The sequence below is a fragment of the Corynebacterium guangdongense genome (assembly GCF_030408915.1).
GTDB classification, from domain to species: Bacteria; Actinomycetota; Actinomycetes; order Mycobacteriales; family Mycobacteriaceae; genus Corynebacterium; species Corynebacterium guangdongense.
In genome coordinates this window covers 1-15137 of record NZ_CP047654.1, presented here as the reverse complement: position 1 = coordinate 15137, position 15137 = coordinate 1, and the positions used below count along the sequence as shown (strand labels likewise).

Below are 15137 nucleotides of genomic sequence, written 5' to 3'. Positions count from 1 at the left end.
TCAGCTGATGGCCCAGATGAGCACGACGGTGACGATCGCGCCGACCAAGTAGTTCAGCCAGAGGAACACACCCCACGCCCTGCGGGTGGCGCTGGCGGTGGCGTCAGTGACGTTCCAGAAACGGGCCGCGTTGAGCGCATACCCGATTCCGGCCACCGCGATAATCCACGCCGGCGACGGCAGAAGGAATAGCAGCGCAGCCGCGATCAGGTAGATGATGACGCAGGCTCGGGTAGTCGCGCGGGCGCCGAGCTCAGTGGCGACGGACGTCAACCCACCCTCCCGGTCGGGGCCGATGTCCTGGACCGCCCCGAGCGCGTGGGACGCCAGGCCCCAGAGGAAGAACGCCGCAATAGCCAGCCAGAAACGCCAGTCCACCTGTCCCCCGGTGATGGTGGCGCCCACGACCGCCGGGAGCGTGAAATGCGCCGACGAGGTGAGGGAGTCGAGTACCGGCTTTTCCTTGAACCGCAGGCCCTTCAGCGAATAAGCGACGACCGTGAACATCGCAAGTAGGAGCCATAGCGAAGACTCGGCGGTGCCCGCCCAGAGAAGCACCGCCAGGAAGGGAATCGTCGTCACCGCCGAGGCCCACAGGACAGGCTTGTGCCACTTCGGGTGCAGCACCGATCCCTCGACGCCGCCCTTCCGAGGGTTACGGATGTCCGACTCGTAGTCGAAGACGTCGTTGATCCCGTAGATCGCGATGTTGTAGGGGATGAGGAAGAAGATGGTGCCGACGACCAGAAGCCAGCCGAATCCTCCGCCCGCGAGGAGATACGCGGCAGCGAAAGGAAACGCCGTGTTCACCCAGCTGATGGGGCGGGAAGAGGCGAGAACGACCTTGACTAGATTCATGTTCGATCCTTTCCGGGCCAGAATGACGTGATGATCAAAGAAGCGAACAGCGGGTAAGTCAGGTCCTCGATTGGCATTACCCCGATGAAGATGCCGAGGTTCTGGTCGTCCCCGTAGGCGAAGTTGCCGAAGAGAATCATGAGATTGTCGAAGATTATGGTCAGCACACCCACGACGCCGAGCACGATCAGCGTCACGGCGCCCTGGCGGGGATACTTCCGGAACCGGGCCAGCCAGACAATCACCGACACGAGCAGAAACGGCAGACTGATGAGGAGATAGGTCATCGCTCAACCACCCTGCGTGCGCCGGCGGTCAGGTTGATCAGGAGGTAGCAGAGGAAGAACAGGAAGATCGGCTCCTCGAGGGGCATCTCCGGACCCAGCAGAATTCCGGTCATGTAGGTGGCCTCCCCGCGGTAGAAGGTGCCGGTGATGATCCCCAGCACGTCCCACAGCATGAAGGCCACGACCAGCACCACGCTGAGCACCGTCGCACGCCGCCAGTCCGCGAAGAACGCCAGATTCCAGCGCCAATCGCAGAGCACCATGCAGCCGATGGTGCCAAGCAGCACAATCAGGTAGAGGCTACCCACGAACACTCCTCAGGGGTCCCGGGCTGGCGTCCCCGTCCAGACGCTTGAGGACGTTCTCGGCCGAGATCAGACACATCGGCACGCCGACGCCGGGAGCGGTGGTGCCGCCGGCGTAGTAGAGCCCGTCGACCTTGGCGGAGGCGTTCTTCCCGCGGAAGAAAGCCGACTGGGCGAGGGTGTGGGCCGGGCCGATCGAGCCGCCGGACCAGGCGTGGTAGCGGTCGGCGAAATCCGCCGGTCCCAGCGTCCGCTTCACGACGACGCGGTCGGCCAGGTCCCCGACCCCCGCCCACTCGCCGATCTGCTCGACGGCGGCGTCGACGATGGCCTTGACCTGCGGGCTTGCCGACGCCTGGTAGGCGTCACCGTGCCCGAGCGCTTCATCGGCCGGCACCGGGATGAGGACGAAGAGGTTCTCGTGTCCGGCCGGCGCCACGGAGTCGTCGGTGGCGGAGGGCTTGCACACGTAGATCGAGCGCGAGGAGCCGAGCGGACGGGTGGCCTGCGGCCCGTCGTAGACGACGTTGAAGTCGTCCTCCCACTCCTCCGAGAACATCAGGTTGTGGTGGAGCAGTTCCGGAAGCTCACCCTCGACGCCAAGCAGGGCCAGGACGGTGCCCAGCCCCGGGTCGCGCTTGGCGAAGTACTTCTCGTCATAGGTGCGCAGCTTCTCGGGAAGCAGGGAGGTCTCGGTGTGGTGGAGATCGCCGGCGGCCACGACGATGTCCGCGGGCAGCTCGGAAACCCGGCCCTCGCGCAGGACCCGCACGCCGGTCGCGGCGGCTTTCTTCCCGCCGGTCATGATGGCGGTGACCTCGGTGTCGAGCATGATCTCGACGCCGTGCTCACGGGCCAGACGGGCCAGGGAATCGATGATCGAGGTGAAGCCGCCCTGCGGGTAGCGCACCCCGAGGGTCAGATCCGTGTGGCTCATCAGGTGGTACATGCTCGGCGCCTTCGAGGGGCGCGAGGAGAGGAACACCGCCGGATACTCGAGGATCTGGCGCAGCCGGGTGTCGTCGAAACGCCTGCCGACATACGGTCCTAACGGTTCGACCAACAGACGCAGGAACTCACGGGCCCGGGTGAGCACGTCCCTGTTGGTGAACGAGGACAGCGAGGAGAACGTCGTGTACAGGAAGTAGTCGAGCGCCAGCCCGTAGACCTCGTCGGCGCTGGCCAGGTACTCACGCAGCGCGGCACCGGCGCCGGGTTCGATGGACTCGAACAGTTCCGCGGCCGCATCCACGCCGTAAGGAACGTCGACCGGTTCCCGCCCCTCCGGGAAAACGCGGTAACCGGGGTCGAGCAGCTGCAGATCCAGCTCCGCCTCGGTGCTGGTGCCCATGAGCTCGTAGAAGTGGTCGAAGGCCTCGGGCATGAGGTACCAGGAAGGGCCGGTCTCGAAGCGGAAGCCGTCGACGGCCAGCTCACCGGCGCGGCCTCCCACGGCCTCCCGGCGCTCCACGACCGTCACCTCCATTCCGCGGCGGGCCAGCAGGCCGGCGGTGGCCAGCCCGGCGACGCCGGCGCCGATGACGATTGCGGTGGATGGGTTATTCATGATCGGGAGCCTTTCAGGCGCGGTGCCGTGGCGACGGCGCGAGCGATGAGGATGGTCTTGCGGGGGGCGGGCACGCTGACCCGGCGCCGGGTCAGCTCGACGGCGGAGATCGCGTCGAGCCGTTTCGTGAGTTCAGCGAAGAGGCTGGCGGCGGCGAGCACGCCGGTGCGCGCGGAGAGGGGCAGCGCAGGGATCACACGGGCGGCGGATTCCAGGTCCTGCCGGACGTCCGCGATGATGGCGTCCTTGGTGCGGTCGTCGAGTTCCTCCTCGGTGCCCGGGAAGTAGGCGCGGCCGAGGGTGCCGGTGTCCTCGGCGAAATCGCGCAGGAAGTTGATTTTCTGGAAGGCGGCGCCCAGACTGCGTGCCCCGTCCTCCAGCTCCCCGTAGGCGGTCTCGCCCACCTCGCGGCCCGACAGAAACACCGACAGGCAGAGCAGGCCGATGACCTCGGCGGAGCCGTAGATGTAGTCCTCGAGGGCGTCCGCGTCATAGGTCGACTGCTCGAGATCGCGCCGCATGGAGCGGAAGAAGGCCTCGACGTGCTCGTCCCTGAAGTGGCACCGGCGAGCGGAATTCGCGTAGGCGTGCAGGACGGGGTCGGTGTGGAAACGGGTCAGGGGCGCTGCCCGGACCTGAGCCTCGTAGGCGTCGAGAAGCGTGCCGACGCCCGCAACGCCCGCCACGGCGGCGGTGCCGTCCACGATCTCGTCGGCGATGCGCACCATCGCGTAGAGGTTGCGGATATCGCGCCGCATGCCCGGCGCCAGCAGATTCGTCGACAAGCCGAAGCTGGTCGAGTACGTGGAGATGACGCCGGCGGCCGCCCGGTCGGCCATGCGGTCGTAACGGCTGAGAAAGGAGGGGTCATCAACGGTGGGCATGGAGCATCCTCTCGACTCGGTCGATCGTGTCATGGAGTCCCGCCCGGGTGACCTCGGGAAGGTGCGGCGAAGCGACCGCGCCGCGTGCCTGAGCCAGCCAGGCGTCTCCCTCGGCGGTGACCTGCTCAACCGCTTCCTCCAGCGACAGGTCGCACAGCCGCATCGTCAGCAGAGTCTTTCGGCCGGCGACCAGGTCACCGCCCTGGATTTTTCCGGTGACCTCGACCGGTGCCACGGCCCCCGCGATGTCGTCGGCTGCCTGGTAAGCCCGGCCCAGCGGATCGGCGACCGCCGACATCGCCGACAGCGTGTCCGGATTGTCCCGGCGGGCCGCTACGGATCCCAGATGCAGTGGCGCAGTGAAGGAGTAGAGGCTGGTCTTCAGATGGTTGGAAAGTCTCACGCTGTCGATGTCGATGTTCTCGTTGACCAGGTGGGAGACGTCGAGAAGCTCCCCGGACACCGTCTGCGCCGCGTAGCCCGCCACCATTCCGGTTGCCCGCCGTACGAGGGAGTCGTCGAGCGGCGAGGCCGAGAGAAGCTGGTAGGTCACCATCAGACCCAGGTCGCCGGTGAGGATCCCCATAGCGTTACCCACCCTGGCGCTGCCCGTCTTCTCCGTGACCGCATGGTGGACCGCCGGGATACCGCGGCGCAGCGGATCCTCGTCGATGATGTCGTCGTGAATGAGAAAAGACGCGTGGAGCATGTCGACGGCGGCCCCGAAGATGACCGCCGCCTGGTTTTCCGGGCCGGTCGCCTCACCGGCCGCGATGTGGACCAGACGCGCCCGCAGATGCTTGCCGCCCAGGGCGACGTCGCGGAGGGCGGAGATGGCCGTGGCCAGGTACGGCGAGGTGGCCCGCTCCATGGCGTGGTCGAAGTAATGGGACAGGTAGGCCATCGATTCAGCGACCCTGTCGTCGAGATAGTCGAGCTGCTTCACCGGGGGCCTCTCTTCGGAAGGTGGATGACGCCCCGTTCTGTCAGACGGCGAGGCGGCGGTTGAGTGCGGAAATTGACGGCCATCGTGTGCATGCCGCGGCTGAATCGCCGCAGAATCTGGCGGGTTCCCCGCAACGCGCGGGGATCCATGCGAACCACCAGATCCCGCTGATACCACACCGTCTCAGCTGGACTGACCTGGAAAGACAGGTGCATGTCGTCGTGCACCCGCGTGTCGTCGAAGTCGACCCTCGTGCGGACGTCGCGCCACCACTCGGAGCGGAGGCTGAGATTGGTGCCGTAGAAGGGGTGATGCCCCAGCGCCGAGCCGACGCTGGCCCGGTACGCCCCGAGGTAGGCGGCCGTGGCGAGGCGGCCGGGAAGGCCGTCGATCTCGAACTCGGCGGACCCGGTCACGGCCACCACCCGGCGTCCCCCGGCCGTTTCGGACCGCTCGGCGGCGTCCCAGGCGTCGAGAAGCCGGGCGAGGAAATCCGGCGGGGCGACCACGTCGGCGTCGGTGCGGAAGATGAGCTCACCGGTGGCGGCGTCGAAGCCCGCCCGGGTCGCGTGGGTGATGCCCTGCCGGGGTTCCGTGATCACCTGAACCCCCGGAAAAGAACGGGCCACCTCCACGGAATTGTCCGTGGAGTTGTTGTCGACCACGAGCACCTCGTCTGCGGGAACGCTCTGCCGCGTCAGGGAGGCCAATGCGCGCTCGAGTAAAACAGCGTCGTTGAAGCATGGAATAACGATGCTGATTGATTTCACGGAATTCTCACGCGACATTGATAGCCTTAGTCGTTAGACGCACGTCTGAAATTATCGCACAGATCGCACGGCCCGGGGGCCCGGAAGTCAGCTTCGGCGAATTATTACCCCCGAAGATACAATCACGGCGACAAGAATCGCCCCCACCGCCCACCACAACGGGTTGGCCCACCAGCCCTGCTCGTACCCGGGCGCACGGTTCTGGCGGTAGTCGACCGCCTCCACCGACCGGGCCTGCTCCGCGGCGGCCTGCGCGTCAAAGACGGGGCCCGGCTCCACGGCCTCCCCGCGCCGCGTCAGGGAGAGCACGTAGCCGACCTCCCCGGAGGAGGTGTTGGTCACTGCCAGAAAAACATGGTCCCCGAGAAAACCGGTGTTGCGGGTCTTGTTCTTCGCAGCCGCATTCTTGTGATGCAGCGGGGCACGCTGACCGAAAGTCGCCGGATCCGTGCGATCAGCGGAGAATTCCCAGTCACCCACCAGCGTCATCGGCTCATGCGCGGAGTTGAACATCTTCCAGGAGAGCACTCCGTCACCCGGCGTGGTGATCCGGACGCTCGCGTCGAGCGCCTGCAGCCAGCCGACCGGCACCCGGAAATACCGGGTGCTGCCGGGGTCGGCGGTTTGCACGGTGGTTCCTTCGCCCACGTCCCCGGCAGAGCTGAGGCTGGCGCCCGGGGCAGCCACGACAGGTTCGGTCTCCCCCACCGGACGCAGGTCCTCGGCGTAGCGCAGTGGCGGGCGGTCGACCTCGGCGAGCCCTCCCCCGTCGACCGGGTCGGGAATGAGGCTGACGGACATCTGCACCGGGTAATCGCTCCCGGTCCCGCGCACGCGCAGCACGGTGTCGCGCCCCCAGGAACGGTTGGCGGGATCCATGATTTCGCTGCGCAGGTACCCGGTGCGAAGCCCCTGGGAGGTGTCGTCATTGACCGCGTCGAGTTCGACATAAGACGAAATGTTGCCCTGGGTGTCCAGGAGGTCGCTGATGACGTTGGCCTCCTCCGGCGCACCTGCCGGATCGATGAGGAAACCGACGTGGACCCGCTGTCCCTCGGGAATGTCGACGTCGAAGAAGATCGGGTCCTCATTGTGCAGGCGCACCGTGTAAACCTCGGGATCGTGCATCGAGCCAGCGTCGAGCTCTACCGCGCCCCGGAGGCTGTCACCGCCCTCGATGGCCTGCTGGGCACCGGCTGCGACCGGCAACCCGAGGGCGAGGAGACCCGCGATGGCAGCGGACGCGACGGGAGTTCTCTCCAGACTCATGCCTCCTACTTTAGTATGAGTCCGGGCGTCGGGACGCTAGTTCAGCGAGATCCAGAAGCGCAGCAGACCCGGCTGGTCGTCCTCATCACAGAGCACTCCCCCGGCCCGGCGGATCGTGGCCGCCGAGGCGGCGTTATCCGCCAGGCAGGACACCATCACCCGACCCAGGCCGCGGATCCTCCCCTCGTGGAGCATGCCCTGGAGAATGACGTGGGCGTAGCCGTTGCCCCGGGCCGAGGGGCGCACGCTGTAGCCGATGTGCCCGCCCCGGTCACGCAGGTAATCGGTACCGAGGTGGTGGCGCAGCTGGCCGGAGCCGAGGTAGCCGGAGGCGTCGACAAGCCAGCGGTTGGTGGCGGTGACGAGCCCCGGACGCGGCCTGACCTCATCCTCAATGAGGCGGCGGACCCACTCAGAGAAATCCGCCCGGACGCGCAGGTCAAGATCCCCGGCCAGCAGCAGCCCGTCGCCGTGGTGATCCTGCGGATCCGGCCATTCGGCGAAGGACTCCACCCAGGACGCGTGGAGGGAGGCGTCCGGGACGATGAGACGGGGCGCGGTCATGAATGACAACGTTACGCCCGCCGACAATGCTTGGTCGACCAAGCATTGTCGGCGGGCGGCGCGGGGGCTACACGTCCAGGAAGCGGACGTCCTTGGCCTTACGGGTGATGAAGGAGCGCCGCGACGCGACGTCGTCACCCATGAGGATGGTGAAGAGCTCATCGGCGCGCTGGGCGTCGTGGAGCTGGACCTGGCGCAGGATGCGGGTCTCCGGATCGAGGGTGGTCTCCCACAGCTCGTTCGGGTTCATCTCGCCCAGACCCTTGTAGCGCTGGATGCCGTCGTCGGTGTTGATCTTGCGGCCGGCGTTGAGGCCGTCCTGGAGCAGCTGATCGCGCTCCTGATCGGAGTAGGCGTAACCGGGCTCGCCCTTGGCCCACTTGAGCTTGTAGAGCGGCGGGTTGGCCAGGTAGACGTGACCCTCCTCGATGAGCTGCGGCATGAAACGGAACACCAGCGTCAGCAGCAGCGTCGCGATGTGCTGACCGTCGACGTCGGCGTCGGCCATCAGGACGAACTTGTGGTACCGCAGCTTCGAGATGTCGAATTCCTCATGGATGCCGGTGCCCAGCGCGGTGATGATCGCCTGGACCTCGGCGTTCTTGAGCACCTTGTCCATGCGGGCCTTCTCCACGTTGAGGATCTTGCCTCGAATCGGGAGAATCGCCTGGTACATCGAGTCGCGCCCCTGCTTGGCGGAGCCACCGGCGGAGTCGCCCTCCACCACGAAGAGCTCGGCCATCTTGGGATCCTTGGTGCGGCAGTCGGCGAGCTTGCCGGGCAGACCGCCCATGTCGGTGGCGGACTTGCGACGCACCAGATCCCGGGCCTTACGCGCGGCGACCCGCGCCTGGGAGGAGGCGACCGCCTTGTTGACCACAGCCTTGGCCTCCGCCGGGTTGGCGTCGAACCAGAAGGTGAGGTGCTCGTAGACGGCCTTCTGCACGAAGCCCCTGACCTCGGTGTTGCCGAGCTTGGTCTTCGTCTGGCCCTCGAACTGCGGCTCCTGGACACGCACCGAAATGACCGCGGCCAGGCCCTCGCGGCAGTCCTCACCGGTGAGCTTGGGATCCTTTTCCTTCAGGAGCTTGTTGTCCTTGGCGTAGCGGTTCATCAGCCCGGTCAACGCGGAACGGAAGCCCTCCTCGTGGGTGCCGCCCTCGTGGGTGTTGATGGTGTTGGCGAAAGTGTGGACGGACTCCTTGAACGAGGTGTTCCACTGCATCGCGATCTCCACCTCCAGACCCTCGCCCTTAGCCTCGAGCCCGATGATCGACGGGTGAACCTCGGACTTGCCCTTGTTGAGGTGCTTGACGTAGTCGACGAGACCGTCCGGGTAGTGGAAGGTGACCTCGCGGTTGCGCTTGGTGACCTTCTTCGCCGGGGCCTGCTCCTCGGACGGCGCCTCGATGGCGTCATCGTCGAAGGAGTCACCGCCGACGGCCGCGGCCTCGTCGCCGCTCTCCGCCAGCGCCTCCAGCTGCAGCTCCTGCTCGGAAACGACACGCTGGTCCTTGACCTTGATGGTCAGGCCCTTGTTCAGGAACGCCATCTCCTGCAGACGCTTGGTGATGGTGTCCCAGTTGAATTCGGTCGTCTCGAAAATCTCGGCGTCCGGCCAGAACCGGATCGCGGTACCGGAGCCACGGGCGTTGTCGCCTTCGATCAGCTCATCCGGGATCGAGGCCGCGAAGTTCTGGTACCAGTGCTTGCCGTCACGCTTGACGTGCGCCTCGACCTTCGTCGACAGCGCGTTCACCACGGAAATGCCGACGCCGTGGAGACCGCCGGAGACCGCGTAAGAATCCGAGTCGAACTTGCCGCCGGCGTGCAGCTGGGTCATGACGACCTGAATGGTCGGCGCGCCGGAGGCGTGCATGGACACCGGGATGCCGCGGCCGTTGTCGACGACCTCGACGGAACCGTCGTCATGGAGGGTGACCTCCACCTTGTCGGCGTAGCCGGCCATGGCCTCGTCGACGGAGTTGTCGACGACCTCCCACACCAGGTGGTGCAGACCGCGCGGTCCGGTGGAGCCGATGTACATGCCGGGGCGCTTTCGCACCGCCTCCAGGCCCTCAAGGATGGTGATCGATGAGGCATCGTATTGGGGTTGGTTTGCCACTGTGGACAGCACTCCCTCGGGATCTTGTGCAAATAAACGAATTAGACCGCCCCAGTCTACACCGGAAGGGTTCACCTACCCATTCGACGCTTCGGCGCGCCACAGGCCCCTTTTTCGACCGTATACGGCATTTTCCCAGGTCGCGGTTTTCCGCTTTCCGTCAGCCGAGCGTTAGCCGTACGTGTCCCTGGGACCCCGGCCCTTGACATGGAGTTTGCCCTTCTTCCAGCTCGGCGGCTTCGGCCCGAAGATTCTCAGCCCCACAATCTGGTTGGGCCCGATCCGCTCCGCGATCGACTGCAGAATCGTCATTTGCATGTATTTGAGATTCGTCGCCCACGCGGTCGAATCACAGGTGATGAACACTTTCTGGTCCTTGATCATCTCCACCTTGGTGTGCTGCGCGATTTTCTCGCCGACCAGCTCCTCCCAGTGATTCATCACCCAGCCGCGGGCCATGTCCTCGGCCCAGCCACGCTGCTCGATCTCCCGGCTCACGATCGCGCCGAAACGCGGCACGTCGTAGGGTCGCCGTGCCCGCCGCCCGTCGGGCCCCGTGGCGCCGTACACCCGCTTGCCGACGCTGCGCTGATCCCGTTTGTCCAGCTCATGCAGCTGCCGCACACCCGGAATCACGGTGGCGTCTGTGCCTGTGCCTGTGCCTGAGTCCGGGTCCTGCGTGGCCGGCCGCGGCTTCGGCCGGGAGCGGCGGGGCACGACCGCGTTGCCCTTGTTGTGCAGGTCAGGAACCCGGCCGTTGCGTCGCTTGGCGGTCGCCCGCACTTTCGCGAACATGGCGTCCACCAGATCACCGGACAGCTCCGCGGGGTCCCGGGGGTCGGCGTTTTCCGGCGTCTCACTCATGGCTCACCCTCGAGACCCTGCCCTGCTCGGTTTCCACCACGCCCACCTCGACACGTCGCGTGAGACGCTCGGCGAGATTGGCGGGAAGATCGTCGTCGACTGCCGCGGTGACGATGACCTGCTCCACGTCCGCGGCGATCTCCACCAGCTGGTGACGCCGCTTGGCGTCCAGCTCCGCGAAGACGTCGTCGAGCATGAGCACCGGATCCGTGCCCTCCGCCTGCAACAGGAAGAACTCGCCCAGCCGCAGGGCCAGGGCGAAGGACCAGCTCTCGCCGTGCGAGGCAAAGCCCTTGGCCGGCTGATCACCGAGCGTCAGCGTCAGATCGTCACGGTGCGGGCCGACCAGCGAACGGGCCGCCTCCACCTCGCGCGGACGGAGCCGGCCCAGCTCAGCGAGCATCAGCGACTCGTAGACCGCCACATCGCGGATCGGTTCCTCGCCGACGAGGGAGCGCGCGGCGTCGTCAAGCCTCGAGGTGTAGGCCACCGCCGCCCGGCGGGACTCCGGGGCGATGCGGTGATAAGCCTCGGTGATCCGCGGGCCGAGCTCATCGAGGAGAGTGAGCCGGGCGACCGTGAGCTGCGCGCCGAGGCCGGCGAGCTGAGCGTCCCACACGTCGAGCGTCGACAGCGCGGAGGCCCCGTCGGAATCCTCGTACCCGCGGCGCAGGGTGCCCGCCGCGTTCTTGAGCAGGGCGTTGCGCTGTTTGAGCACCTTGTCGTAATCCGCCTTCACCCCGGCCAGCCGGGGCGTGCGGGTGGCGATGAGATCATCGAGGTAGCGGCGGCGATGCGCGGGCTCGCCCTTGACCAGCGCGAGATCCTCCGGAGCGAACAGCACGGTGCGCAGCACACCGAGAATCTCACGCGGAGACTTCAGCTTCGTACGGTTGATCTGGGCCTGGTTGGCGGCGTGCGGCTTGATCAGCAGATGGGTCGTCAGCTCCCGGCCCGCGTTGACGGTGGTGACGCTGACCCGGGCATTCGCGGTGTCCGCCCGCACCAGCGGCGCGTCGTGGCTGACGCGGTGCGAGGACAGGTGGGCCGAATACCCGATCGCCTCGACGACGTTGGTTTTCCCGTAGCCGTTACGCCCGATGAACAGCGTGACCCCGGGCTCCAGTTCGAGGCTCAGCTCCGGCCAGGAGCGGAAGTCACGCAGATCCAGCTGACGGATGTACACGACTCACCTCCTGATCTACATGGCTGACAAGAATCCTGTTTAACCCGGCAGGCGCACCGGCATGAGCAGGTAGGTGAAGTCGGTGTCCGGCGTCGGGAAGTTGCCCTCGGCGTCCGCCTCCGGCAGATTCTCCGGCTCCGGGATGAGAATGGCCGGACGCGAGGGCTCGGTGAATCCGAAGACCGCGCGGTCCGTGCCGACGACCGCAAGACCGTCCTTCAGGTAACCCGGGTTGAAGGCGATGATGAGATTGTCCCGCCCCGTGAAGGACGCCGGCAGGGTCTCCTCGGCGTGGCCCGAATCCTCCGTGCCGCCCGCGGAAAGAATGACCTGGCCGTGCGAGAACTCGAGGCGGATCTGTGCGTTGCGCTCGGTGACTAGGCTGACGCGGCGCAGGGCCTCCTGCAGCGGAGCGATCTCGACGGACGCCATTGAGGTGTGCGTCTTCGGCAGCAGTGGCTGCACGTTCGGGAATTCCGCGTCGAGCATGCGTGTCGTGGTCTCCCGGGAACCGGAATGCAGGCCGAACAGGCCTTCGCCGCCCACCTGGTCGCCGGTGCCGACGTTGATCTCCACCGGCTCCTCGAGGTGGGTGTCCAGGGTGCGGGCGTTGTCGACCAGTGATTTCGCCGGGATGAGCAGCTTGGCCTGGATGCCCTCCGACGCCGGATCCCACTCCAGGGTGCGCATCGCCAGACGGAAGCGATCCGTGGCGGTCAGCACCACGTTGTCCCCGTTGATTTCCATGTGGATGCCGGTGAGCATCGGCAGCGTGTCATCCTTGCCCGCGGCCGCCGCGACCTGGGTGATCGACTCCACGAACAGCGAGGGGCTGATCGTGCCGGTGACCTCCGGCAGCTGCGGGAACTGCGGGTAATCGTCGAGGGGGATGAGCGGCAGCTCGAAACGGGAGGAACCGCACTGGAGCAGAACCTTGGTGCCGGTGACCTTGACCTCGACCGGCTTGTTGGGCAGGGAACCGACGATCTCGGAGATCAGCTTGCCCGCGACGGCGATGGTGCCCTCGAACTCGATCTCGGCCGGAATCCGAACCTTGGTGGAGATTTCGTAGTCGAAACCCGCCAGTTCCAGGCCCTGTTCATCGGCGGTGATCACCATCGCACGCATGACCGGCTGGACCGCCTTGGTCGGCAGGTTTCGCGCAACCCAGGCCACGGCGTCGGAGAAGTCGTCCTTGGCGACGCGGAACGACACGTTGTTGTTCGACGCTTGCTGGTCCATGGGGTGTGAACTCCTCGATCTTGGGGCATAACTGCAGCGCGCGGGAAACCCGCGCGTTTCTTGATAGTTACAAAACCTACCTTAAGCGTTTCGCCGACTCGACTCGCTCCGTCGTCTTCGAGTTCTTGTCATTCGGAGCTCCCGGGCCGGACGAGGCCGGGTTTGTCCACACGCCCCCTTTCTCTTGAAAGGATTTTGAAAGAAAGTTGGTAATAACAGTAGGTCCTGTGGAACCTGTGGATGGAGGGCGCTTTCCCGTGGTCGACTCGGCGAGTCGGTCTGTGATCCGGATTGTGGGATCCTTGTGGATAACTTCCGGGAAATGTGGATAACTACGGGAGCGCCGGATCCATCCACAATTCCTCCACTTTCTGGGGACCCCCTATACACAGCGATTATGCAGTTATCCACAGCTTTTTGCGCGGGCCGGTGATGTCTTGGACGTGATGGACATCATTGAATTACATGTTTGTAATTACACAGCTGGGGATCACTCTGTGGATAACCCGGGGCTCCCCAGTCCTGCGCCGCCCCGGGTTTCGTGTGGCGGGCCGGGAAAAGCCGGACGGCGTCCCCGCCCTCCGTTGCAGGAGGGCGGGAACGCCGTCGGTGACCCGCCGTCAGCGACGGTTCTTGATCAGCTGGGTCAGGGACTGAATCTCATCGTAGGTGTCACGGTTTTCCGTGATCTCCTTGCGAATCTTCCGGTCCGCGTACATCACCGTCGTATGGTCCTTGCCGCCGAACTCCTGGCCGATCTTCGGCAGCGATAAATCGGTCAGCTCCCGGCACAGGTACATCGCCAGCTGCCGGGCGTGCGCCACGGAGCGGGTCTTGGTCGTGCCGATGAGGGCGTCCATGGAGATGTCGAAGTACTCGCTGGCCACCTCCTTAATCGAGGCCGCGGTGATTTCGACCGTGTCATCCGGGAGGATGTCGCGCAGGGCGACCTCGGCGATCTCCATCGTGATCGGCTCCCTGGTCAGGGATGAGTATGCGGACACGCGGATGAGGGCGCCCTCCAGCTCACGGATCGAGGACTCGAACCGCGAGGCAATGAGTTCGAGCACCGGTCGGTCGACATGGGTCCCGTCGGCGGCGGCCTTCTTTTCCAGGATGGCGATGCGGGTCTCGAGATCCGGCGGCTGGACGTCGGTGATCAGTCCGCCCTCGAAACGGGTGCGGAGGCGATCCTCCAGCGTGGTCAGCTGCTTCGGCGGGCGGTCGGAGGACAGGATGATCTGCTTGTCCGCCTGCTGCAGGGCGTTGAAGGTGTGGAAGAACTCCTCCTGCGTGCCCTCCTTACCCTGCAGGAACTGGATGTCGTCGACCATGAGGATGTCCAGGTTTCGGTAGCGCCGCTTGAACGACTCCTGCCGGTCATCACGCACCGAGTTGATGTAATCGTTGGTGAATTCCTCGGAGGAGACGTACTTGACCCGCAGACCCGGCTGCAGCACCTTCGCGTAATTGCCGGTCGCGTGCAGGAGGTGTGTCTTGCCCAGGCCCGATCCGCCCCAGATGAACAGGGGGTTGTAGGCGCGGGCCGGGTTCTCGGCCACGGCGACGGCGGCGCCGTTGGCGAAACGGTTCGAGGATCCGATGACGAAATTCTCGAACGTGTAGCGCGGATTGAGGCTGGTCTCGCGGTTCGGATCGTGAGCCGGCTTTTCGCGGGGGAGGCGCTGCGGGTGGTGCTCCGGATCCGGGGCCTGCTCCGGCCATTCCGGCTGCTGGGCTGCCTGCTGGCTGGCGTACTGCGCCGCCAGTTCGTCGAGATCCATCGGGTGGGCGGGTGACCTCGGGGCGGCCGTCGGCCGGGCGGCGGCGTCGGGGGTGTGCGACAGCGACCACGAACTCTCGTCCATGAGAGAGGTCTGCTGAGGTCGCTGCGGCGGGGCGGTGGGTGGCGTCGGAGGCGTGTACTGCCGTGCGGGCGGCTGAGCGGTCGGCGGCGTCGGTGTCGGCTCGGGTTCCGGCTGGGGGGCCTCGACCGTCACCGCGAGCACGCAGGGATGCCCGGTGCGTCGGGAGATGGCGGCGGTGATGTACTCGCCCAGTTCCTTCTCGATGACCTCTTTGGCGTGTTCGTGGGGGGCGGAAAGGACCGTGTAGGTGTCGATCATCACCGCAGGGCGCACGAGCTGAAGATAGGCGCGTTGCTGATGATTGAAAGTCGGCACGGCGGAGGTTGCGCGATTGGATTCTGCGAGCAGTTCTGCGACGACCTCACCCCAGGCCTTTTCCAGGTCCGGTGTGGACTGCGCCAT

General features: G+C 65.9%; 14 protein-coding genes. All 14 read right to left on the bottom strand.

Annotation, left to right across the window (positions count from 1 at the left end; genetic code table 11):
* Positions 1 to 858, bottom strand: a complete 858-nt coding sequence (locus tag CGUA_RS00070; RefSeq protein ID WP_290196459.1) for a prenyltransferase — start codon at positions 856 to 858, stop codon at positions 1 to 3.
* Positions 855 to 1145: a lycopene cyclase domain-containing protein gene (locus tag CGUA_RS00065; RefSeq protein WP_290196457.1), complete on the bottom strand. Its 291-nt coding sequence runs from the start codon at positions 1143 to 1145 to the stop codon at positions 855 to 857. Before CGUA_RS00065 ends, CGUA_RS00070 begins: the two co-directional genes overlap by 4 nt.
* Complete coding sequence (locus CGUA_RS00060) at positions 1142 to 1453, bottom strand: lycopene cyclase domain-containing protein (RefSeq protein WP_290196455.1); 312 nt, start codon at positions 1451 to 1453, stop codon at positions 1142 to 1144. The genes CGUA_RS00065 and CGUA_RS00060 overlap by 4 nt, the downstream gene beginning before the upstream one ends.
* Positions 1446 to 3017, bottom strand: coding sequence for a phytoene desaturase family protein (gene crtI / locus CGUA_RS00055; protein WP_290196453.1), 1572 nt, complete (start codon positions 3015 to 3017; stop codon positions 1446 to 1448). Before crtI ends, CGUA_RS00060 begins: the two co-directional genes overlap by 8 nt.
* Positions 3014 to 3901: a phytoene/squalene synthase family protein gene (locus CGUA_RS00050; RefSeq protein ID WP_290196452.1), complete on the bottom strand. Its 888-nt coding sequence runs from the start codon at positions 3899 to 3901 to the stop codon at positions 3014 to 3016. The genes crtI and CGUA_RS00050 overlap by 4 nt, the downstream gene beginning before the upstream one ends.
* Entirely contained in the window at positions 3888 to 4847 is a 960-nt protein-coding gene (locus CGUA_RS00045) for a polyprenyl synthetase family protein (protein ID WP_290196450.1), read from the bottom strand. The genes CGUA_RS00050 and CGUA_RS00045 overlap by 14 nt, the downstream gene beginning before the upstream one ends.
* On the bottom strand, positions 4844 to 5617 hold the full coding sequence (locus CGUA_RS00040) for a glycosyltransferase family 2 protein (protein WP_290196448.1): 774 nt from the start codon (positions 5615 to 5617) through the stop codon (positions 4844 to 4846). Before CGUA_RS00040 ends, CGUA_RS00045 begins: the two co-directional genes overlap by 4 nt.
* 87 nt (positions 5618 to 5704) lie before the next feature.
* Complete coding sequence (locus tag CGUA_RS00035; protein WP_290196446.1) at positions 5705 to 6886, bottom strand: hypothetical protein; 1182 nt, start codon at positions 6884 to 6886, stop codon at positions 5705 to 5707.
* 36 nt (positions 6887 to 6922) lie between these two features.
* On the bottom strand, positions 6923 to 7450 hold the full coding sequence (locus CGUA_RS00030; protein WP_290196444.1) for a GNAT family N-acetyltransferase: 528 nt from the start codon (positions 7448 to 7450) through the stop codon (positions 6923 to 6925).
* A gap of 67 nt (positions 7451 to 7517) precedes the next feature.
* A complete protein-coding gene (gene gyrB / locus CGUA_RS00025) occupies positions 7518 to 9575 on the bottom strand; it encodes a DNA topoisomerase (ATP-hydrolyzing) subunit B (protein WP_290196442.1) in 2058 nt (685 codons plus the stop codon).
* A gap of 171 nt (positions 9576 to 9746) precedes the next feature.
* Positions 9747 to 10439, bottom strand: a complete 693-nt coding sequence (locus CGUA_RS00020; RefSeq protein ID WP_374725055.1) for a DciA family protein — start codon at positions 10437 to 10439, stop codon at positions 9747 to 9749.
* Positions 10432 to 11625 carry a DNA replication/repair protein RecF gene (gene recF, locus CGUA_RS00015; protein WP_290196440.1) on the bottom strand — a complete coding sequence of 398 codons (1194 nt, stop codon included), beginning with the start codon at positions 11623 to 11625 and terminating at the stop codon, positions 10432 to 10434. The genes CGUA_RS00020 and recF overlap by 8 nt, the downstream gene beginning before the upstream one ends.
* A gap of 39 nt (positions 11626 to 11664) precedes the next feature.
* Positions 11665 to 12867 (bottom strand): DNA polymerase III subunit beta, encoded by a 1203-nt coding sequence (gene dnaN / locus CGUA_RS00010; protein ID WP_290196438.1) that lies wholly within the window; start codon positions 12865 to 12867, stop codon positions 11665 to 11667.
* Between the two features lie 620 nt (positions 12868 to 13487).
* Entirely contained in the window at positions 13488 to 15137 is a 1650-nt protein-coding gene (gene dnaA, locus CGUA_RS00005; protein WP_290196436.1) for a chromosomal replication initiator protein DnaA, read from the bottom strand.

Excerpts from the sequence above, each read along its gene's own strand:
- CGUA_RS00020 (WP_374725055.1), bottom strand. The coding sequence starts at position 10,439 with ATGAGTGAGACGCCGGAAAACGCCGACCCCCGGGACCCCGCGGAGCTG.
- CGUA_RS00035 (WP_290196446.1), bottom strand. The coding sequence starts at position 6,886 with ATGAGTCTGGAGAGAACTCCCGTCGCGTCCGCTGCCATCGCGGGTCTC.
- dnaN (WP_290196438.1), bottom strand. The coding sequence starts at position 12,867 with ATGGACCAGCAAGCGTCGAACAACAACGTGTCGTTCCGCGTCGCCAAG.
- crtI (WP_290196453.1), bottom strand. The coding sequence starts at position 3,017 with ATGAATAACCCATCCACCGCAATCGTCATCGGCGCCGGCGTCGCCGGG.
- CGUA_RS00065 (WP_290196457.1), bottom strand. The coding sequence starts at position 1,145 with ATGACCTATCTCCTCATCAGTCTGCCGTTTCTGCTCGTGTCGGTGATT.
- CGUA_RS00050 (WP_290196452.1), bottom strand. The coding sequence starts at position 3,901 with ATGCCCACCGTTGATGACCCCTCCTTTCTCAGCCGTTACGACCGCATG.
- CGUA_RS00070 (WP_290196459.1), bottom strand. The coding sequence starts at position 858 with ATGAATCTAGTCAAGGTCGTTCTCGCCTCTTCCCGCCCCATCAGCTGG.
- CGUA_RS00030 (WP_290196444.1), bottom strand. The coding sequence starts at position 7,450 with ATGACCGCGCCCCGTCTCATCGTCCCGGACGCCTCCCTCCACGCGTCC.
- dnaA (WP_290196436.1), bottom strand. The coding sequence starts at position 15,137 with ATGGCGCAGTCCACACCGGACCTGGAAAAGGCCTGGGGTGAGGTCGTC.